Consider the following 20,091-nt stretch of genomic DNA (forward strand, 5'->3'; position numbering starts at 1 on the left):
ATAACCTATTTCGAAATTTACACAGTTTTTTGGACAGAGCCATTTTTTCTATTGTTATATCAAAAACTTATACTGATGGTTTTTATTCCTTAATTCCTTTTATATCTAATGTATTATCATTTTTAGTGGTGGCTTATTTTTTTGCACCACGTATGGCTGAGTTTTTAGGTCAACTTTCTGTTGCTGAAGTAATGGGTAACTTATATGGCAAAACTACTAGAACTATTACAGCTATAGCCGGATTGTTTTGTGTGATAGGTGTTGTTGCTATACAATTTAAAGTATTATCAACAACACTTAGTTATTTTTTTGCTATTAATAATTTAATTGCTGTATTAATTAGTAGTTCCATAGTTATAATTTATTCAACCTTTGGCGGTATTAAAGCTGTAACTTTTACTGATATAATACAGTTTTTTACCTTTGGTACATTTATTCCTATTATAGCGTTAACAATTTGGGGATCTTTTGACAACTCCACAATAGTATTTGAGGTAATTAAACAAAATCATATTTTTAATCTTAATGAGATATTTCATTACCACAATCCTAAATTTTGGTCTTTGTTTGCCTTATGCTTACATTTTTCACTTCCAGGACTTGATCCAGTATTTTTCCAAAGAGTATTAATGGCTAAGAATACTCAACAAATATATAAATCTTTTAATATAGCTGGTTTCTGCTCTTTGCTTATAATATTATTACTTGGTTGGATTAGTATTTTGATATTCGCTAGTAAGCAAGGACTAGATCCTAATAGTATCTATAGTTATATAATAGATAATTATGCATATGTAGGTTTAAAGGGTTTTATTATAGTTGGTATCATGGCAATGGTAATGTCTACAGCTGACTCTTACATCAACACATCTGCGGTACTCTTTGCTCATGATTTTTGCAAACCTTTAAATATAAAATGGGTAGAAAGAAACGAATTGTTATTATCACGTATTTGTTCTTTGATAATAGGTATTTTTGCTATTTTTCTTGCATTATCAACACAAGATTTACTTGAGCTAGTACTATTTAAAGCTAGTTTCTATGTGCCAATAGTTTCTGTGCCTTTAATGCTTGCTATTTTTGGTTTTCGTAGCACAGAGAAAGCAGTATTAATTGCTATGAGTGCTGGTGTTATTACTGTAATAATTTGGCGAGTATTCTTGTCGCACACAGGAATTAACACTGTAATACCTGGAATGATTGCCAACTTAATTTTTTTACTAGGAAGCCATTACCTTCTAAAACAACCCGGTGGGTGGGTAGGAATAAAAGACCCAAATCCTTTAATTGCAATGAGGCTTGAACGTAAAAGAAAATTCTGCAAATTACTTCAATCAATTAAAGAATTTAATATTTTAAACTTCTGCAGAAGTAACCTACCACAAAATGAAATTACTTATAGCAAAACTTACGCTATGTAAGACGTTAATTCGGGATAAGGATTAGTAAAAATAGCAGACATATATACACTACGAAGAGCAATTAATGTATGAATTCACAGAAATGCAATTTATACATATCCAAAATCTTGTATTAGTTATAGCTAAAGCATTTTTACTAATCCTTATCCCGAATTAACGTTACTAGTGTGTATGATGTGTTAAAGAAACTTCTTGAAGCAGAGTGTGAATATAAGAAGTCACGCTCGCTAGGTTATAGGTTGCAACTAGCTAAGTTCCCAACCATAAAGTTACTATCAGATACATGCCAAGCTAAATTGGTTGAAAATATTGATATACAAAAAGTGATTGATAATCATCAGAATATCATGTTCATAGGTGGTTCTGGGTCTGCAAAAACTCATCTAGCAATTGGTTTGGCGTTCACCGCCATTGAAAAAAGTTACAGGGTAAGATTTTATACTTTAAATGAATTAGCTAGCCAATTGCTTAATGCTAGAATCCATAATTATGAAAGCAAATTCATCGATTCAGTTAAGAGATTCCATCTGATTGTAGTAGATGAATTAGGCTATGTACCAATAAAAGGCGAAGCTAGATTCCTGTTATTTGAGTTATTTGCTAAATTGTATGAGCAAACTTCAGTGATCATTACTACCCATTTGAGATTTGAAGAATGGAATGATATGTTTGGTAATGCTAAGGCAACAAAAGTAATTATCGATAGATTGACACATCATTGTCAAATCATAGAAACTGGTAATAAAAGTTTTAGAGGAGGGAAAGATGTAGATTAAAGATTAAAATAATAGACTACGGTATTAATTAAAAATTACAATGATTTTAGAAAATTCTATCTGAATTTTAACCAAAATTAACTAATTTTTTTATGTGGTTAGGGGGGGCAATAGCTGATTACAATTTACACTTTAATTGCTTTGCCATCAACGTAATACATTCTACGTATTCTTCCAATTGTTTCCACTATAAACACCCTTTTAAAAACTCCTTAAAAAAATATTAAAAATATTAATTTTTTGGAGATATTGTTACTTATTTAGGGGGTCAATTTTCATTACAATTTTTCCCTTAAAGGGGTCAATAGCTGATTACAATTTACAACTCGCTATATGGTGGAGCTAGCTACTCCTTCCATAACAGGACTTTCACCCATAAGATTAATGCACCTTATCTTGACGCACATACTAGGTTAGTGGAATTTAGTTCAGAATTAGCAAACAAACTTTCCTGCTTTTTAATGATTTTTATTATTAATATTCAAATTTAAGTTGAGTTATTCTTGCTTATTCTTTATAGTTATTTCGTATAATATGTTTTATACGTACCGTTAGGGCATAATTTATTTTTCAACAGTTTTATTATATGAAAAAATTTTTACTATTAATCATATTATTAATCATTAATACTAGAACTTTAGCAAAAGAACAAATAACTAATTTAATCACCCCAGTTAGTTATTTTGTCAATCATGAGCAACAACTTAAAATTCTTGAGAAACATTTAGATAAATATAGACAAGCAAGTATAGTGGGTACTAGCGGTATAGGTAAAACTCAATTAATTAGGATGTATAGTTATGAGAATAAAAATAATTATGATCTAATTTGGTTTTTTGATTGTAACCTAGACCTTAATGAACAATTTGTTAAATTAGCCCAACAACTCAATATGGTTAAACAAACTAATATATCTGAAGCAATAACTCTAGCCAAAAAAGAAGTAATGTCATATTTAACTTCTACTAGTAAATGGTTATTGGTGTTTGATAATTTAAAAGTTAATGAAAATAAAAAAATTCAGAACTTTATTGATTGGGAACATAATGGTAATGTGGTGTTTTGTTCTCAAAATAACGAGAGATTACCTAATGTTATATTAATGACCTTGTTTAATAAACCTACTATCGTAGCTTTGGCTAATAGTTTATTGGATAATAAGGATAAAAATAGTATCGAATTTTTAACGCAATATTTTAGTGGTTATCCAATACTTATAGTTCAGGGGGCTCAATTACTCAATAAAATTAAAGGTCTAGATAAAGAAGAGTATAAAAAGAAAATTTATCAATCAACTGATAAAATAGCAACAAATATCAGCATGGCTATTCAAGAATTAAAACCTAGTGCAGTAAATTTACTTAATAAAATAGCTTTGATAAATAACCAAAGTTTCTCAAAACAATTACTTGCTATAATTATTGATAACAAAGATACTCTGGATGATGATATATACCAATTATCTAAGTTTATGTTGATTAGCAATATTGATTCTAATCAGGATAATCCTATTTTTGAAATGCATGATATAATTAGCAATAAAATAATGGAACTAAATGGCAATAGTAATAAAATATATTTAGAAAATATTATTAGCAAATTACCTAAATCACAAGGAACTTATTCAGGATATTTGTGGAAAAGCACTAAAACTATACCAGTAAATTTAGAGAGTCTTCTCAAAAATGCCGAAAAATATAATATTAACATATATACAATTCTTAGTTTAAGAAGTGAATTATTTTCTCTATATGTAAACACTGACAATATTAGCAAAGTCCAACAAATGATTGATTGGTTTAATCAAAAAGATAAAGAATTTAAATTGTGGCAAATGTCTGAATCACAAAAATTGTATTATGCTATATACTTAAGAACAATAGGAGTGTTTCAACGCAAGATATTAGGCAATTTTGAAACCTCTATTTTTTATTTTACTAAATCGTTAAAGGTTTTAGATAAACTTGATGATGAAGTTAATTATTCTCTTAAATTGAATGTTCTCTATAATATGTCTATAGCTTATGCATCTTTAGGCGAAATTAAATTAGCTGAAGAACTTCTTAAAAAGATAGAAAAGTTAATAAAACCAAGAGTAATGCAAGAAGATGAAATATATACAATATATATTATAAAAGGTACATTATTTGAGAGGCGAGGTCAATATAAAGAATCTTTAGAATGTATAGATAAAGTTATTGAAATATTTATAAAAAATGGACAGCATATTAATGACCCATACGCTCTTATAGTTTATGCGTATAGAACAGAATTGTTGAATTTTTTGGGTAGATATCAAGAAGCTTATAATCAGATTCAATCATTATATAACTTCATACAAAATGAGTATAAAGATAAAGAAATATTAGGATATATTTATATAATAATGGCAAAAAGTGCATTAGGTTTAGGTAAAGTAGATAAAGCTTATGAATATATTAATAATGCTATCCCCATGTTGTTAGCAGAAGACAATAACAATTCAGAGAACACAAATTATTCTAAAAATCGTTATTTAGCAGATAGTTATGTAGTACAAGGTGATATTTTGTTTACCCAAAATAGGCTTAAACAAGCCATAGAATCATATAAAAAAGCGTTTGTTATATTTCATCATTTATATGGAAATAGAAGTAAAAATGTTGCCCAAATGAGTGATTTATATAATCATGGTGCAAAAGCTGCCTGTAAAAGCAAAGATTTATATAATTATAAATTCTTTGGCAAGCCACAAATTAAGGAGTTTGGCATACACCATCCTAATACCATTGATATGATTGAATATTGCAAACAATATGATATGGATTTGTGGACCAAGATCATTAAGCATTAGTTGTGTCAACCAGCAATTATAAAAGTCAATCTAGTTTATTCACTGAAATGGGTCTTATATCTTAAAAACATGTTATAAGTAGTTATAAGAGGGGTGACTTGATGGGTTTTGGATGAAAGAGTCGTAGAGAGAATAAGTATCCTCTTAGAAAGTTTTCTTTGAACAAATTGTAGAAGGTGCTGCAATGCAGTAGCCTTGCACAATAATATGAAGGAGATTATACTATGAATAAAATAATAGGTCTAGATGTAAGTAAAAAATGACTTGATGTATGTATATATGTGCCAAATAATAAACCAGTATATCACCGTTTTTTAAAGAGTAAAAAAATAACGACTGACTTTACTACAGTTTATGACAAAGTAGACAAGCACTTTACTACGTGCATGGAACTAGTTAAAGAGCTGCCATATATTAAACGGGAGGTTCAAGATATTTTAACATCTTTTAGTGATTCCACTAAGCAATATAGTAATAATATTAATATTCAGTTGGAAGATTTTAAAAAAAATCTTTCTAAGCTTAGTGAGGAGTGCTATATCTTAAGCAAAATACTGGAAAAGTTAAATAAAAGCATAAGAGCTATAGCCCCTAAAGTTGCTGAGGAAATTCAAAGTCACAACCAACTTAAAATATATGAAATGACTATAGGATTAATAGCTGTAGTCAAAATCTCAACAAAATTAAAGATGATATTGAGTCTCTTAGGATTAATTGTAGTAAGAACTTTTTTCCTGTGGTAGCGATTAGCCTTAGCTTATCAACTATTACTACAACCACTGTCCTTTATTTTGTGTTACAATGGTTTCCACCACAGCAAAAATATCTAGTTGATAAAGCTCACGATATTCATACAGAAGGAGTAGTACAAATATTTGATATGCAAGGTAAATTCTGTAATAAAGCAAAAATAATCAAGGATTGACTCTAGAACTTTTTGATATACAAAATTAATTGGCAATTGGGGTTAGTTAGTTAATGTTAATTATTTTTATTCCTTGGTCTGTGGCGTAGTATTATTACTAGAGCTAGGGTGTGTCATCAATTGAGCCAAATTACCATGGAAGCCATATAAACAGCTCCCAAAAAGTTCTGAGATGTTTTGTCATATCGTGTTGCAATAGCTCTATATTGCTTCAATTTTGCAAAAAAGTTCTCAATCAAATGCCTAGCTTTATAGAGGTCCTTATCATACTTAGCTGGATTCACACGATTCTTCTTTGGGGGAATCACAGCTATACATCCCTTATCTTTCAGCTTATCTCGCATACGTGCATCGGCATCATAAGCCTTATCAGCAAGTACAGCATCCGCTTTCGTCAATTCATTCATCAAAACATCAGATCCTTGCAAATCATGAGCTTGACCCGGGGTAAGATGGAATCCCGTTGGATTCCCTAGAGCGTCACATGTGGCATGGATTTTAGTACTCAGCCCCCCTTTACCTCGTCCAATTGCTTGGTCATCATCTAACTCTTTTTTTTAGCACCAGCACTATGTTGATGAGTCCTAACAATGGTTGAATCAATCATGGCATACTCGTTATCAGCATCTTCAGCCAGCATCTCAAAAACCTTTTTCCACACACCTGTCTTGCTCCACCTTGAATGACGTAGGTGAATCACTCGAAAATCTCCAAAACGTTCAGGCAGGTCTCTCCAAGGTATACCAGCCCTATATCGATACAAGACTGCTTCTACAAATAGGCGATTATCCTTGGCTGTTACACCAACAGACTCTTCCCTTCCAGGTAGCTTATCTTTAATCCGATCCCATTGATCGTCACGTAGAGCATATCGACGCATAGAGAAAATTTATCCTTAATTTTTTCTCTATTACACAACAAACAAACACTCTTGTCAACTTAATTGATGACACGCCCTAGACATAGATCACCAATAAATGCCTTTGTCCATATATTATCTACTCTTGTTGCTTATTCATTAAAGAAAAATAAACCTTCAACAAAATTTGATTTTAATCTACATGTTCTCAATATCCTTATCCCGAATTGACGTATTATATACTCAAATGATTTGAAGAATTGTTTTTTGAAAATATCATGGATTCGCATGCTCACGTACTATATGTCACACTACTGGACAAAAAGGTTAGGCTGGTTGCACAAAGTGTAACTTAAACAATTTTATGATTAAGGAATCAAAAAATTGCTTAGAACAACTATAAGCTTGCTCAGTACAGAACAAAGAGATTAACAAGGTGATAATCGGAGTAAAGATGGTATTATTGGCTTAATAAATTTTGTTATAACTTCCATCCATTTTTCCATCATTTCTTTAATATTCAAAAATATTCTCTGCAAGTAATCTAAGCCATACCTGAATAACTCCTACATCCTAGCGTTTTCTTCACAATCTCGTGACTACATGTCCTATTGCAAGTCTAAACCATTCACTGTATCAAAATACTCACCTATCATTTCCAAAGTGAAGCCCTGAGGTAATGGTGGAGGATTGTCAAATGCCTTATCTAATGCCTCAATAATAGGTTCAGCTATAACAAGAGATAATGCTTTTGTTGCCTCATCAACATTACCTTGATATTCCTTAAGTGCATTTTGGTATTTTCCCATTATGTTATCAATAACGACCACTTCAACGTGTGGATAATTCGATAACATCAGATTCCAAGGATCAGCCTTTTCTGTGCGATTATTATTGCCACCAGCTCTAAAGTCAGTTCTATATATTACTGTAGGGTGTCTTAAATATATATTTGCCATATATTCCACTACTGTACCAGAATCCTGGTCTACACCGTTAAAATTAAATAAGCCTCCATCAGATGTTTTTAGACACCTTAAATCATTATCTTTTATCTTTTTAGCATCGGGACTATCTTGTTCTAAATCTTGAGGTAATGTACATTTATACTTATATTTCCCTTCCTTAGCAGATTTTTCTTCTATTGCCTCAGCTAAATATCTATTACCTATAAGCTCAGGATGATTAAATAAGGGACCTGCAAAATATAAATTTTTAGTATTTTCTTTGGAAGACTCTGTTGAACTCGTAGCGTAATTTGGCATATATTAAAATCCTATTTTAGTTGTTAATAAAAAAATTAAATTATAGTACTATACTAGCTCTGTCAGAGTTTATTTTAGATACATTTTTTACTAACTAATATATTTACTAAACTTAAATTTCTCCTGTTTCGTCAGAACCTAGACTATCAAGTTGCTCTTGGTTCTTAATGTAGTGTTTAACCTGATTCTCTTCAAATCCTACAGTTGAAACCGCATAACCTCTAGCCCACAACTTCTCTCCATTAAAACTATGCTTTCGTCCACCAAACTGCCTAGTAACAGCTATAGCACTTGTCCCCTTGATATAACCTATTACTTCGGCTACAGAATATTTAGGAGGAATTTTGATGAGCATATGGATATGATCTTGTACCATATAACCTTCTATGATCTTACTCCCTCGTTGAAAATCCAACTTTAGTAATTAAATATCTTATCAATGCATTAACCGCTTGCTGCTGCTCTGAACTACGAATTTTCATAAAATTCTTTGAAACCTCTATGTACATATGCTGATTTTCAACAAATACTGGTTGTATAGTATCAGCATCTTCTAAATCTTTATAAAAATACTCTATATTTTTATCTAGTGCTTTAGCAATAAGAACTAATCTACCTATTGATATTCTATTAATGCCCCTTTCGTATTTTTGTAACTGCTGCCCTGTTACTTCTACTATATCCGCCAATTGTTGTCGTGACAATCCTTTAGCAAGTCTTAGAGAATAAATCTTTTCTCCAATAAGTTGATCGATCTTATGTAAATAGTCATTTCTTCTTGCTATCATTTTGTTAACATTGATGGTATCATATCTTAAAAGCCTTCATTATACTCTTCAAGTTTTCTAGATTATGCTACGATAAGTTACTTAACGTGTCAATAACTTAATTTGTTATTATAAAAAGTAACCTTATTTTTTTTCTTTGATATATAATTAATTTGTTGTTTGTCACAATTTTTCCAAATTTATAATCGTAATTAGGGTAAGGCTAAAAATAGCAACCCATCTCATCTTTAGCAAGTTGTTTAAAATCTGATCCTTAGTCCTAGACCTATATAAATCACGCAGCTTATATCTCCTTAATGATTTTTGCCCCACAAATCCATGTTATATTGTTTGCAATATTCAAACATATCAACTGTATTAGGGTGGTGTATGCCAAACTCCTTAATTTGTGGCTTGCCAAAGAATTTATAATTATATAAATCTTTGCTTTTACAGGCAGCTTTTGCTCCTTTGTTATATAACTTACTTACTTGGGCAATATTTTTACTTCTATCTCCATATAAATAATGGTACATAACAAAGGCTTTTTTGTAAGATTCTATAGATCGCTTAAGGTCATCTTGAGCAAACAAGATATCACCTTGTACTACATAACTACTTGCTAAACTAGGATTCTTAGAATAACCTGTGTTCTCCGGATTGTTGTTGTCTTCTAATAACAATATGGATATAGCTTTATTAATATATTTAGAAGCTTGATCTACTTTACCTAAACCTAATACACTTCTTGCCATTTCTATATAAATACCTGCAAATGTCTCATTATTTTTATGCTTTAGGGGTTTATATATATTATATAACTGTTGAGCTTGAGCATAAGCTTCTTGATATCTACCAAGGGAATTTAATGCATTTGCTCTAAATATATAATCTAGATTAAGGTATAGGTCATTAATATGCAATCCATTTTTTATAAATAGTGCAATAGCTTTATCCCTACACTCTAAAGCTTCTTTATATTGACCTTGCATCTCAAGTAATTCACTTTTTACAATATTATACATTTTTTGTATGTCATCTTCTTGTATTGGTCCTTGAGTTAGCAATCGCTCTATCTTTTTAAGAAATTCTTCAACTAGTTTTATTTCTCCTAACAATATATAAGCTATAGACATATTAAAGAGAACATTGAATTTAAGGCCATAATTAGCTTCATCATCAAGCTTATTTACGATATTTAATGATTTAGTAAAATAAGAAATCGCTGTGTCAAAATTCCTTAATGTTACTTTATAATACACTCCCATTACTCCTAAGTACCTAGCATAATAAAATTTTTGAGATTCAGACATTTTCCACAATTTAAGTTCCTTATTTTTATCTTTTTGATTAAACCAATCAAACATTTGCTTGGCTTTGTTGTTATAAGTATTTACATATAGAGAAAATAACTCCGATCTTAAGGTAAGTATTGCGTATAGATTAATATTATATTTCTCAGAGTTGTTTAGAAGAATTTCTAAGTTCTCTGGTATAGTTTTAGCACTTCTCCACAAATATCCTGAATAAGGTCCTTTAGATTTAGGTATTTTGCTAATAATATTTTCTAAATATATTTTGTTATTATTGCCATTTAGTTCCATTATTTTATTGCTGACTATATCATGCATTTCAAAAATAGAGTTATCCTCACTGGAATTAATATTAGTGATTAGCATAAATTTAGATAATTGATATATATCATCATCTAAAGTATCCTTATTATCAGTAATGGTGGTAAGAAGCTGTTTTGAGAAGCTTTGGTTATTTAATAAAGCTATTTTATTCAGCAACTTTATTGCACTTGGTTTTAATTGTTGAATAACCATATTAATATTTGTTGCTATTTTATCAGTTGATTGATAGATTTTCTTTTTATACTCCTCTTTATCTAAACCTTTAATTTTGTTAAGTAATTGAGTTCCTTGCACTATCAATATTGGATAACCACTAAAAGATTGCGTTAAAAATGTGATATTATTATTATCCTTATTATCCAATAAGTTATTAGCTAAAGCTACAATAGTAGGCTTATCAAGTATGGGCATTGCTATAATATTATGTAACTTTTCATTATCTTGCGAACAAAACACAACATGACCATTATGTTCCCAATCAATTAAATCCTGTACTTTTTTATTTTCATTAACTTTTAAATTATCAAACACCAATAACCACTTATTAGTAGAAGTTAAATATGATATTACTTCTTTTTTTGCTAAAGCAACTTCTTCAGATATATTGGTTTTTCTAGTGCTATTTAGCTGCTTAGCTAACTTAACAAATTGTTCGTTCAAATCAAGGTTACAATCAAAAAACCAAATAAGATCATAATTATTTTTATTTTCATAAGCATACATCCTGGATAGCTGAGTCTTGCCTATTCCGCTAGTACCTACTAAACTTGTTTGTTTATATTTACTTAAATTGTCCTTAATAGTCTTAAGTTGTTGCTCATGGTTGACAAAATAACTAACTGGAGTGATTAAATTAGATACTTGTTCTTGAGCAAAAGTATTACTATAAATAATTAGTAATATAAATAATGTTAAAAATTTTTTCATACACTGAGCTTCTGCATATATCTTTTATTTGACTATACCTAATTTTTCTACCATTTACAACAGATGCAATAGCATCCCCCAATACATCGATTTAGTAAACATTTTCAATGCTTCAAAATAAGATAATAAAACGTCTTATCTTTTAGTAATTTAGTATACTTCTCCTACTTCAAGAGTTGTGTTCACAACTCTTGAAGTAGGAGTTATTTATATCTTCATTAGATTATTTTTTTCCCGTGTTAACTCTGATTGTTTTTGCTGATCTAGCTGTTGTTTTTGTCTATATATTTCTGTTAGTCTTTTTTCTATTTCTGTATTTTTCAAGTAAGGACCAATTAGCTTATCATTCATCCTATATTCTAAATAAGATTTTGCATCATAAGTATTATTGTTAATTTTTATCATCCCGTGTTCTTTAAGCTCTTGTATTTCAGGACTCAATTTTTTTAGTACATGTGCTTGACGTTCTTTATATAATTGCTTTGTTAGCACAGCTACTTGCTTTGTATCTTTTATTCCTTCCACTAGCATTATTTCAAAATCAGCCCCTCTTATATAAGACCTTATTTCCTGATTATTCATTAAGTCATTTAGATAACTTTGCACGGTTTTGTAAATTGTAATGAACTATTGACCCATTTAGAGCAAGAATTGTAAAGAGAATTGACCCCCCTAAAAAGAAATAGTAGCTCCTACATAAATTAATAATTTGTTAATAATTTGTAGGAGTTTTTAGGGAGTGTTTATCGTGGAATCAATTTCAAAGATACGTAAAATGTATCATGTTGATGGCAAGGCAATTAGAGCAATTGCCAAAGAGCTTAATATATCAAAAAATACTGTTAAAAAAGTTATACGCAGTGATGCGACCAAGTTTGAATTAGCTAAATATAGTAAAGCTAAGCCAGTTTTAGGTGAATATCTTGCGATGTTGAATCAGCTATTAGCAGAAAATATCAAAGAACCAGTCAGGCGTAGAATGACTGCCAAGAAATTACATCAGCAGCTGAAGATATCAGGTTATCAAGGTAGTTATGAATCTGTGAATCTAATAGTTAGAAGATTCCGAAGAGATCATGAAGCAAAAGGTAAGCAAGTTTTTATTCCACTAAATTTTGAGCTAGGAGGAGCGTTTCAGTTTGATTGGGGAGAGGAAGAAATATGTTTAAATGGGGAGGTTACTAGAGTTAAAGCAGCGAGAATAAAGCTATGCTATAGTCGTTATTCTTTGGTAGTGGTTTATCCTAATGAGCAGCTGGAAATGGTTATGGATGCCCATGATCAAGCTTTCAAGTTTTTTGTTGGTTGTTGTAAGAATGGTATTTATGACAATATGAAGACGGCTGTCAAAAAAATATTGATTGGCAAGGATCGTATCTTTAACGAGAAGTTTATCCAAATGGTCTCTCACCATTTATTTGAGCCACTTGCCTGTAGTCCAGCATCAGGATGGGAGAAAGGACAGGTTGAGAAACAAGTAGGAGACACTAGACGTAACTTTTTTACTCCAATATTGAAAGGAGATAGTTATGAAGCTATTAACATTCAGCTAAGAGAGATGTCTATAGAGTGGGCTAAAACTAAAAGACATCCTGAATTTACAGAAAGAACGATTCTAGAAATATATGAGGAAGAGAAGGCATATTTAATAGGATATAGAGGGCAGTTTACCGGTTATAGATTACATCCAACGACCGTATCACCTTTGAGTTTAATACAATACGACACCAATATGTATATAGTTAAGTCCATAGGATTAGGTGACAAAGAACATAACGATTATAAGTTGTCTTAGCAACGGCGGGAATCTAGATATCTGCTTTCGCAGGTATGACACAAAATTTATATCACCTAATTCAATAGGTTTCACTATAGTGTTCCGTGTGAATATGTGGGACTTAGCGTACAGATTAAATCCTATGCTTGGCAAATAGTGATTTTACATGAAAGCAAGATTATTGCAGAGCATGTTCGTAGTTTTAAACGCTATCAGAAGAATTATAATCCATGGCACTATATAGCAGCTCTAGAACGTAAACCCGGTGCTTTACGTAATGGTGGACCGTTCAAAGAGTTAATGAGTTTGTTACCTGAGATATTTGGCAAACTACGAAATAAGTTAGAGACTTACAAGGATGGTGATAAACAATTTATAGATATCCTGCTACTTGTTAATAAGTATGGATTAGAAAAGGTAACAAATGCTTGTAACCTAACAATTGCTGCTGGCGGCTGTAGCTCTAAATTAGTTGAGCAATATTTGTTGCAACCAGCAATGAAACTAGATATCCAAGAGACTGAGTTTATTCAGCTAAAAAATCCTCCTGATGCTGATTGTAGTATTTATAGCAAGTTGCATTTAACAACGGAGGTAAATTAAATGAAAGACTTAATATTGTTATTAGATAAATTAGGTTTAGTCGGTATGAAGATGCAGTTAGCTGAGTCAAGTAATTTAACAAATGATGTCCCTACTACTAGTGTGTATGATGTGTTAAAGAAACTTCTTGAAGCAGAGTGTGAATATAAGAAGTCACGCTCGCTAGGTTATAGGTTGCAACTAGCTAAGTTCCCAACCATAAAGTTACTATCAGATACATGCCAAGCTAAATTGGTTGAAAATATTGATATACAAAAAGTGATTGATAATCATCAGAATATCATGTTCATAGGTGGTTCTGGGTCTGCAAAAACTCATCTAGCAATTGGTTTAGCGTTCACCGCCATTGAAAAAAGTTACAGGGTAAGATTTTATACTTTAAATGAATTAGCTAGCCAATTGCTTAATGCTAGAATCCATAATTATGAAAGCAAATTCATCGATTCAGTTAAGAGATTCCATCTGATTGTAGTAGATGAATTAGGCTATGTACCAATAAAAGGCGAAGCTAGATTCCTGTTATTTGAGTTATTTGCTAAATTGTATGAGCAAACTTCAGTGATCATTACTACCCATTTGAGATTTGAAGAATGGAATGATATGTTTGGTAATGCTAAGGCAACAAAAGTAATTATCGATAGATTGACACATCATTGTCAAATCATAGAAACTGGTAATAAAAGTTTTAGAGGAGGGAAAGATGTAGATTAAAGATTAAAATAATAGACTACGGTATTAATTAAAAATTACAATGATTTTAGAAAATTCTATCTGAATTTTAACCAAAATTAACTAATTTTTTTATGTGGTTAGGGGGGGCAATAGTTTATTACAATAGGGGGTCAATAGCTGATTACAATTTACACCTCTATTGCAAACCCTTGCTCTGTGTCTAAAAACTCAGCAAAATTTTCTTGAAATGCCATAACTATTTATGTTACTATAATATCAATTATTGTTATTATGGCTGATAATTATGAATGTGTCCTTAACACCAGAACTCGAAAAATATGTAGATAAACAGGTAGAAAGTGGTTTTTATCATTCTTCCAGTGAAGTTATAAGAGCTGCATTACGTTTATTTATTAAATCAGAAACTCAAAATACTAATTTTGAAAACTATAAAATGTGGCTTAATCAGGAAATTCAAATAGGTCTTGACCAAGCAGCTGAAGGTAAGGTTATTTCAGGTGACCAAGCTCTGCAAAATTTCAGGAATTTTCGTAGAGATAAATTAAAGTCTCATGAGTAAAAATAATTTTTGCTTAACTGTTCAAGCAGAGCAAGATATTAATGATATTTGGTTATATATCGCCAAAGATAATCCCAAAGCTGCTGAGAAAATAGCCAGTCTTTTTGAACAAGCGTTTTTAAAACTAGCTGCAAATCCTAACATTGGAAGTAAACGTGAAGATTTAATTGCTCAACCTGTACGTTTTTGGTTAGTTTATAGCTACTACATAATATATAATCCTAAAACAAAGCCATTGCAAATTTTGCGAGTTATAAGTTCTTATCGTGATATCAAAAATAATTACCTATAATTATTGTCTAGTTAGCACTGCAAAACTCTCAGAGTGTCTAACTGCAATGTCTACATCTTGCATGACTCTTATTCTAATGCCACCGCTAGTGTAAATTGTAATCAGCTATTGACCCCTTTAAGGGAAAAATTGTAATGAAAATTGCCCCCCTAAATAAGTAACAATATCTCCAAAAAATTAATATTTTTAATATTTTTTTAAGGAGTTTTTAAAAGGGTGTTTATAGTGGAAACAATTGGAAGAATACGTAGAATGTATTACGTTGATGGCAAAGCAATTAAAGCAATTGCTAGAGAACTGAATATATCAAAGAATACAGTAAAAAAAGTCATTCGCAGCAATCAAACTAAATTTGAGTTAGCAAAATATAGCAAAGGTAAGCCTGTTCTTGGCAATCATCTTGAAGTACTAAATCAGCTATTAGCAGAGAATAGCAAGGAGTCGGTTCGACGTAGAATGACGGCAAAAAAGCTATACCAACAGCTTCAGATATCGGGTTATACAGGAAGTTACGAATCTGTGAATCTAATTGTACGAAACTTCCGTAGAGAATACGAGGCAAGGGGCGGGCAAGTTTTTATTCCATTAAATTTTGAAGCTGGTCAGGCGTTTCAGTTTGATTGGGGAGAGGAAGAAATATGTTTAAATGGGGAGGTTACTAGAGTTAAAGCAGCGAGAATAAAGCTATGCTATAGTCGTTATTCTTTGGTAGTGGTTTATCCTAATGAGCAGCTGGAAATGGTTATGGATGCCCATGATCAAGCTTTCAAGTTTTTTGCTGGTTGTTGTAAGAATGGTATTTATGACAATATGAAGACGGCTGTCAAAAAAATATTGATTGGCAAGGATCGTATCTTTAACGAGAAGTTTATCCAAATGGTCTCTCACCATTTATTTGAGCCACTTGCCTGTAGTCCAGCATCAGGATGGGAGAAAGGACAGGTTGAGAAACAAGTAGGAGACACTAGACGTAACTTTTTTACTCCAATATTGAAAGGAGATAGTTATGAAGCTATTAACATTCAGCTAAGAGAGATGTCTATAGAGTGGGCTAAAACTAAAAGACATCCTGAATTTACAGAAAGAACGATTCTAGAAATATATGAGGAAGAGAAGGCATATTTAATAGGATATAGAGGGCAGTTTACCGGTTATAGATTACATCCAACGACCGTATCACCTTTGAGTTTAATACAATACGACAGCAATATGTATAGTGTTCCGTGTGAATATGTGGGACTTAGCGTACAGATTAAATCCTATGCTTGGCAAATAGTGATTTTACATAAAAGCAAGATTATTGCAGAGCATGTTCGTAGTTTTAAACGCTATCAGAAGAATTATAATCCATGGCACTATATAGCAGCTCTAGAACGTAAACCCGGTGCTTTACGTAATGGTGGACCGTTCAAAGAGTTAATGAGTTTGTTACCTGAGATATTTGGCAAACTACGAAATAAGTTAGAGACTTACAAGGATGGTGATAAACAATTTATAGATATCCTGCTACTTGTTAATAAGTATGGATTAGAAAAGGTAACAAATGCTTGTAACCTAACAATTGCTGCTGGCGGCTGTAGCTCTAAATTAGTTGAGCAATATTTGTTGCAACCAGCAATGAAACTAGATATCCAAGAGACTGAGTTTATTCAGCTAAAAAATCCTCCTGATGCTGATTGTAGTATTTATAGCAAGTTGCATTTAACAACGGAGGTAAATTAAATGAAAGACTTAATATTGTTATTAGATAAATTAGGTTTAGTCGGTATGAAGATGCAGTTAGCTGAGTCAAGTAATTTAACAAATGATGTTCCTACTACTAGTGTGTATGATGTGTTAAAGAAACTTCTTGAAGCAGAGTGTGAATATAAGAAGTCACGCTCGCTAGGTTATAGGTTGCAACTAGCTAAGTTCCCAACCATAAAGTTACTATCAGATACATGCCAAGCTAAATTGGTTGAAAATATTGATATACAAAAAGTGATTGATAATCATCAGAATATCATGTTCATAGGTGGTTCTGGGTCTGCAAAAACTCATCTAGCAATTGGTTTGGCGTTCACCGCCATTGAAAAAAGTTACAGGGTAAGATTTTATACTTTAAATGAATTAGCTAGCCAATTGCTTAATGCTAGAATCCATAATTATGAAAGCAAATTCATCGATTCAGTTAAGAGATTCCATCTGATTGTAGTAGATGAATTAGGCTATGTACCAATAAAAGCCGAAGCTAGATTCCTGTTATTTGAGTTATTTGCTAAATTGTATGAGCAAACTTCAGTGATCATTACTACCCATTTGAGATTTGAAGAATGGAATGATATGTTTGGTAATGCTAAGGCAACAAAAGTAATTATCGATAGATTGACACATCATTGTCAAATCATAGAAACTGGTAATAAAAGTTTTAGAGGAGGGAAAGATGTAGATTAAAGATTAAAATAATAGACTACGGTATTAATTAAAAATTACAATGATTTTAGAAAATTCTATCTGAATTTTAACCAAAATTAACTAATTTTTTTATGTGGTTAGGGGGGGCAATAGTTTATTACAATAGGGGGGCAATAGCTGATTACAATTTACACTATCTAGGGTACAGAAAACATCAGCAATAGCCAGCGTTGAGCAGGTATTAGGTTTCTTTCAACGAAGTGGTATCAGTAACTTTTTTCCTGAGATTTACGATAACATCAACTGGGATAAATGTTTTAAACTATTCTTCGAGCTGAGAGAAGCCCCAAGCTCAATCCTCAAGAACGAGCAAGAAGTATTACAAATCAGACAACAACGTAAGATGATGCAAATGCAACAATTACAACAGCAACAACAGATACAAGGGTAAGGAGTACATGAAACTATCATCATCCCCATCAAATTTACGAACAAAAGAACAATTAAAATCAATTTATTGCAAGCTTTTTAGTGGAGAAGATGGTAAAATAATATTAGAGGATTTAGCTCAAATGAGTGGCATATATCGCAGCAATTTTGTTCGGCAAGAAAGTGAGTACACTGCCTTTTTGGAAGGACATCGGGCGTTGTTCCTATATATATGCTCGCAGGTTTCAGAAGATGATGGAGTTAATAATATTGATGGTGCTAAAAATACTAATGAATCAGATAAGTAATAGCGATATTTAGTAACAATTAAGAGGTTATGTATGTTTTTATCAAAGTTTCTTGATCCTAAAAACGATTTTTGTTTTCGTAAAATCTTTGGTACTGAAAAGAACAAAGATATACTTGTACATTTTTTAAACGATGTTCTTAAGTGTAAAGAAAATGAGCAAATAATTGAAGTGACGTTTTTACCAACTATCCAAGACCCTGATATTGCTATTTACAGAAAGTCTATTGTTGATGTGTTATGTAAAGATCAACACGGTAATCAATTCATAGTAGAGATGCAGGTAAGTAAGCATCCAGGATTTGAAAAAAGAGCCCAATATTATGCAGCTAAAGCATATTCTCAGCAAAGAATTGAGGAAGATGAGAAACACAAGAAACTGGCAGTATACGCTAAATTAAAAGGAGTAATATTTTTAGCGATAGCGAATTTTGTAATGTTTGAAGATAAAAAACATTGGAAATCAGAACATCGTCTTTTAGATACAGAGAGCTATGCTCATGATTTAAAAGATTTTTACTTTGTTTTTTTAGAGCTTGAAAAATTTAAAAAAACTATAGACGAGCTAAAGACTATTGAAGAGAAGTGGATGTATTTTTTTAAGCATGCAGGAGATAGTAAATTAACATTAACAGAAATAGAGCATTTAATAGGTAAGGATGAAATTATTAGAAGAGCCTTTGAGGCTGTAGACCAAGCTAGCTGGTCAGAGGCAGAACTTAACACCTATGAGCAAATGACCAAAGCTCGTCTTGATAATTTAGCGGTAGAACAGCAACAAATTGAAGATGCTGAAGCTAGAGGTGAAGCTAGAGGTAAAGCTGAAGGTAAAGTTGAAGGTAAAGTTGAAGGTAAAGTTGAAGGTAAAGTTGAAGGTAAAGTTGAAGAAAAAATAGATACAGCAAAAGAAATGTTAATTGATAATGAGCCAATAGAAAAAATAGCTAAATACACAAAACTAACTATTGAAAAAATAGAACAGTTAAAAAAAGAAATAGAAACGTTAACAGAAGAATAAGCAAATGAGCAAAGAAGTAACTGCTAATAACTATGAAACTAGCCCTAATTCCTTTGGTAACGGTTGGCTAGCTAACATGCCTGAGGAAATACGTAAATCTGAGTCACTGGGTAAATTCAAGGATGTATCATCTTTAGCACAGAGCTATTTGGAAGCAGAGAAGAGCTTGAATCAACGAGTTGCTGTGCCAAAAGATGACAGCTCTGATGAGGAGTGGCATAAATTTTATTCTAGGATGGGGCTGCCTGAAGATAAGAGATATACTGATAAACGATCTAAGGAAGATGAGGAGTATTTAACTCGTTATGAAGACATGTTTTACCAAAGCGGACTATCTAAAAAACAAGGTGAGAAGCTGCTTAATTCTCTGTATGATTTTTCGCAGGATTTACAAAAACAGCAAAAAAATGCTATCGAGCAAACACGTCACTCTCACATTGGTTGGTTGAAAAACACTTATGCTGAAGGTTTTGACAGTAAGATGACAGTGATGCAGGCAGCTTTATCTAAGTTTGGTACTAAAGAACTGGCTGAATTAATTGAAGATTCCAATTACTCTGTTAAAAAGCGTGCAATAATGACCCACTAAATGGGTTAATGTGCGTTGAA

The 20,091-nt window shown here is 31.6% G+C and carries 22 protein-coding genes; 16 read left to right on the top strand and 6 right to left on the bottom strand.

Translation table 11 applies throughout. The features are described 5' to 3' along the window. The first annotated feature begins 29 nt into the window (after positions 1–29). The 5 genes from AB3211_RS00400 to AB3211_RS00420 all read left to right on the top strand — a co-directional run bounded on the left by AB3211_RS00400 (position 30) and on the right by AB3211_RS00420 (position 5,955). Positions 30–1,421, top strand: coding sequence for a sodium:solute symporter (locus AB3211_RS00400; RefSeq protein ID WP_367364286.1), 1,392 nt, complete (start codon positions 30–32; stop codon positions 1,419–1,421). A gap of 167 nt (positions 1,422–1,588) precedes the next feature. Beyond that, positions 1,589–2,197: an ATP-binding protein gene (locus AB3211_RS00405; RefSeq protein WP_367364287.1), complete on the top strand. Its 609-nt coding sequence runs from the start codon at positions 1,589–1,591 to the stop codon at positions 2,195–2,197. A 586-nt stretch (positions 2,198–2,783) separates the two neighbouring features. Further along, entirely contained in the window at positions 2,784–5,030 is a 2,247-nt protein-coding gene (locus AB3211_RS00410) for a tetratricopeptide repeat protein (RefSeq protein WP_367364288.1), read from the top strand. A 281-nt stretch (positions 5,031–5,311) separates the two neighbouring features. Next, positions 5,312–5,773: a hypothetical protein gene (locus AB3211_RS00415; RefSeq protein ID WP_367364289.1), complete on the top strand. Its 462-nt coding sequence runs from the start codon at positions 5,312–5,314 to the stop codon at positions 5,771–5,773. Positions 5,774–5,823: 50 nt separating this feature from the next. After that, positions 5,824–5,955 (top strand): hypothetical protein, encoded by a 132-nt coding sequence (locus AB3211_RS00420; RefSeq protein ID WP_367364290.1) that lies wholly within the window; start codon positions 5,824–5,826, stop codon positions 5,953–5,955. Positions 5,956–6,071: 116 nt separating this feature from the next. Here the strand turns inward: AB3211_RS00420 and AB3211_RS00425 are convergent. Then, a protein-coding gene (locus AB3211_RS00425) for an IS5 family transposase (RefSeq protein WP_367364291.1) occupies positions 6,072–6,835 on the bottom strand; the annotation gives its coding sequence in 2 pieces (ribosomal slippage) (positions 6,072–6,500 and positions 6,503–6,835; 762 coding nt in all). Between the two features lie 66 nt (positions 6,836–6,901). Between AB3211_RS00425 and AB3211_RS00430 the strand changes: the two genes are divergently transcribed. Then, complete coding sequence (locus AB3211_RS00430; protein ID WP_367364292.1) at positions 6,902–7,045, top strand: hypothetical protein; 144 nt, start codon at positions 6,902–6,904, stop codon at positions 7,043–7,045. Positions 7,046–7,422: 377 nt separating this feature from the next. On the opposite strand, the gene AB3211_RS00435 is transcribed toward AB3211_RS00430, so the two are convergent. The 5 genes from AB3211_RS00435 to AB3211_RS00455 all read right to left on the bottom strand — a co-directional run bounded on the left by AB3211_RS00435 (position 7,423) and on the right by AB3211_RS00455 (position 12,016). After that, entirely contained in the window at positions 7,423–8,079 is a 657-nt protein-coding gene (locus AB3211_RS00435) for a nucleoside 2-deoxyribosyltransferase (RefSeq protein WP_367364293.1), read from the bottom strand. Between the two features lie 112 nt (positions 8,080–8,191). Continuing rightward, the gene (gene tnpA / locus AB3211_RS00440; RefSeq protein WP_367364294.1) at positions 8,192–8,455 is read right to left on the bottom strand and encodes an IS200/IS605 family transposase; all 264 of its coding nucleotides are present in this window, start codon (positions 8,453–8,455) and stop codon (positions 8,192–8,194) included. A gap of 16 nt (positions 8,456–8,471) precedes the next feature. Then, entirely contained in the window at positions 8,472–8,864 is a 393-nt protein-coding gene (locus AB3211_RS00445) for a helix-turn-helix domain-containing protein (protein ID WP_367364855.1), read from the bottom strand. Between the two features lie 296 nt (positions 8,865–9,160). Continuing rightward, positions 9,161–11,410, bottom strand: a complete 2,250-nt coding sequence (locus tag AB3211_RS00450; RefSeq protein WP_367364295.1) for a tetratricopeptide repeat protein — start codon at positions 11,408–11,410, stop codon at positions 9,161–9,163. 207 nt (positions 11,411–11,617) lie between these two features. Then, positions 11,618–12,016 (bottom strand): hypothetical protein, encoded by a 399-nt coding sequence (locus tag AB3211_RS00455; protein ID WP_367364296.1) that lies wholly within the window; start codon positions 12,014–12,016, stop codon positions 11,618–11,620. A gap of 169 nt (positions 12,017–12,185) precedes the next feature. Between AB3211_RS00455 and istA (AB3211_RS00460) the strand changes: the two genes are divergently transcribed. From istA (AB3211_RS00460) to AB3211_RS00505, 10 genes are all read left to right on the top strand, one after another. Continuing rightward, positions 12,186–13,205, top strand: a complete 1,020-nt coding sequence (istA, locus tag AB3211_RS00460) for an IS21 family transposase (protein WP_367364297.1) — start codon at positions 12,186–12,188, stop codon at positions 13,203–13,205. A 96-nt stretch (positions 13,206–13,301) separates the two neighbouring features. Continuing rightward, positions 13,302–13,790 carry a hypothetical protein gene (locus AB3211_RS00465; RefSeq protein WP_367363842.1) on the top strand — a complete coding sequence of 163 codons (489 nt, stop codon included), beginning with the start codon at positions 13,302–13,304 and terminating at the stop codon, positions 13,788–13,790. Next, positions 13,791–14,501: an ATP-binding protein gene (locus AB3211_RS00470; RefSeq protein ID WP_367363726.1), complete on the top strand. Its 711-nt coding sequence runs from the start codon at positions 13,791–13,793 to the stop codon at positions 14,499–14,501. It begins immediately after the preceding gene. A gap of 265 nt (positions 14,502–14,766) precedes the next feature. After that, positions 14,767–15,042, top strand: a complete 276-nt coding sequence (locus tag AB3211_RS00475; RefSeq protein ID WP_367364298.1) for a type II toxin-antitoxin system ParD family antitoxin — start codon at positions 14,767–14,769, stop codon at positions 15,040–15,042. Further along, positions 15,035–15,334, top strand: a complete 300-nt coding sequence (locus AB3211_RS00480; RefSeq protein ID WP_367364299.1) for a type II toxin-antitoxin system RelE/ParE family toxin — start codon at positions 15,035–15,037, stop codon at positions 15,332–15,334. Before AB3211_RS00475 ends, AB3211_RS00480 begins: the two co-directional genes overlap by 8 nt. 252 nt (positions 15,335–15,586) lie before the next feature. Continuing rightward, the gene (gene istA, locus AB3211_RS00485) at positions 15,587–17,056 is read left to right on the top strand and encodes an IS21 family transposase (RefSeq protein ID WP_367364300.1); all 1,470 of its coding nucleotides are present in this window, start codon (positions 15,587–15,589) and stop codon (positions 17,054–17,056) included. Next, positions 17,057–17,767: an ATP-binding protein gene (locus AB3211_RS00490; protein WP_367364301.1), complete on the top strand. Its 711-nt coding sequence runs from the start codon at positions 17,057–17,059 to the stop codon at positions 17,765–17,767. A 419-nt stretch (positions 17,768–18,186) separates the two neighbouring features. Next, on the top strand, positions 18,187–18,465 hold the full coding sequence (locus AB3211_RS00495) for a hypothetical protein (RefSeq protein ID WP_367364302.1): 279 nt from the start codon (positions 18,187–18,189) through the stop codon (positions 18,463–18,465). A gap of 33 nt (positions 18,466–18,498) precedes the next feature. Then, positions 18,499–19,482 (top strand): Rpn family recombination-promoting nuclease/putative transposase, encoded by a 984-nt coding sequence (locus AB3211_RS00500; protein WP_367364303.1) that lies wholly within the window; start codon positions 18,499–18,501, stop codon positions 19,480–19,482. Between the two features lie 4 nt (positions 19,483–19,486). Then, positions 19,487–20,071: a hypothetical protein gene (locus tag AB3211_RS00505; RefSeq protein ID WP_367364304.1), complete on the top strand. Its 585-nt coding sequence runs from the start codon at positions 19,487–19,489 to the stop codon at positions 20,069–20,071. Positions 20,072–20,091: the final 20 nt, after the last annotated feature.

The sequence above is a fragment of the Candidatus Tisiphia endosymbiont of Nedyus quadrimaculatus genome, assembly GCF_964059235.1.
Classification (GTDB): domain Bacteria; phylum Pseudomonadota; class Alphaproteobacteria; order Rickettsiales; family Rickettsiaceae; genus Tisiphia.

Coding starts and splice junctions, on each gene's coding strand:
- AB3211_RS00475 (WP_367364298.1), top strand. CDS start 14,767: ATGAATGTGTCCTTAACACCAGAACTCGAAAAATATGTAGATAAACAG.
- istA (WP_367364297.1), top strand. CDS start 12,186: ATGTATCATGTTGATGGCAAGGCAATTAGAGCAATTGCCAAAGAGCTT.
- AB3211_RS00435 (WP_367364293.1), bottom strand. CDS start 8,079: ATGCCAAATTACGCTACGAGTTCAACAGAGTCTTCCAAAGAAAATACT.
- AB3211_RS00450 (WP_367364295.1), bottom strand. CDS start 11,410: ATGAAAAAATTTTTAACATTATTTATATTACTAATTATTTATAGTAAT.
- AB3211_RS00410 (WP_367364288.1), top strand. CDS start 2,784: ATGAAAAAATTTTTACTATTAATCATATTATTAATCATTAATACTAGA.
- AB3211_RS00480 (WP_367364299.1), top strand. CDS start 15,035: ATGAGTAAAAATAATTTTTGCTTAACTGTTCAAGCAGAGCAAGATATT.
- istA (WP_367364300.1), top strand. CDS start 15,587: ATGTATTACGTTGATGGCAAAGCAATTAAAGCAATTGCTAGAGAACTG.
- AB3211_RS00495 (WP_367364302.1), top strand. CDS start 18,187: ATGAAACTATCATCATCCCCATCAAATTTACGAACAAAAGAACAATTA.
- AB3211_RS00430 (WP_367364292.1), top strand. CDS start 6,902: ATGACACGCCCTAGACATAGATCACCAATAAATGCCTTTGTCCATATA.
- AB3211_RS00505 (WP_367364304.1), top strand. CDS start 19,487: ATGAGCAAAGAAGTAACTGCTAATAACTATGAAACTAGCCCTAATTCC.
- AB3211_RS00500 (WP_367364303.1), top strand. CDS start 18,499: ATGTTTTTATCAAAGTTTCTTGATCCTAAAAACGATTTTTGTTTTCGT.
- AB3211_RS00490 (WP_367364301.1), top strand. CDS start 17,057: ATGAAAGACTTAATATTGTTATTAGATAAATTAGGTTTAGTCGGTATG.
- tnpA (WP_367364294.1), bottom strand. CDS start 8,455: ATGGTACAAGATCATATCCATATGCTCATCAAAATTCCTCCTAAATAT.
- AB3211_RS00470 (WP_367363726.1), top strand. CDS start 13,791: ATGAAAGACTTAATATTGTTATTAGATAAATTAGGTTTAGTCGGTATG.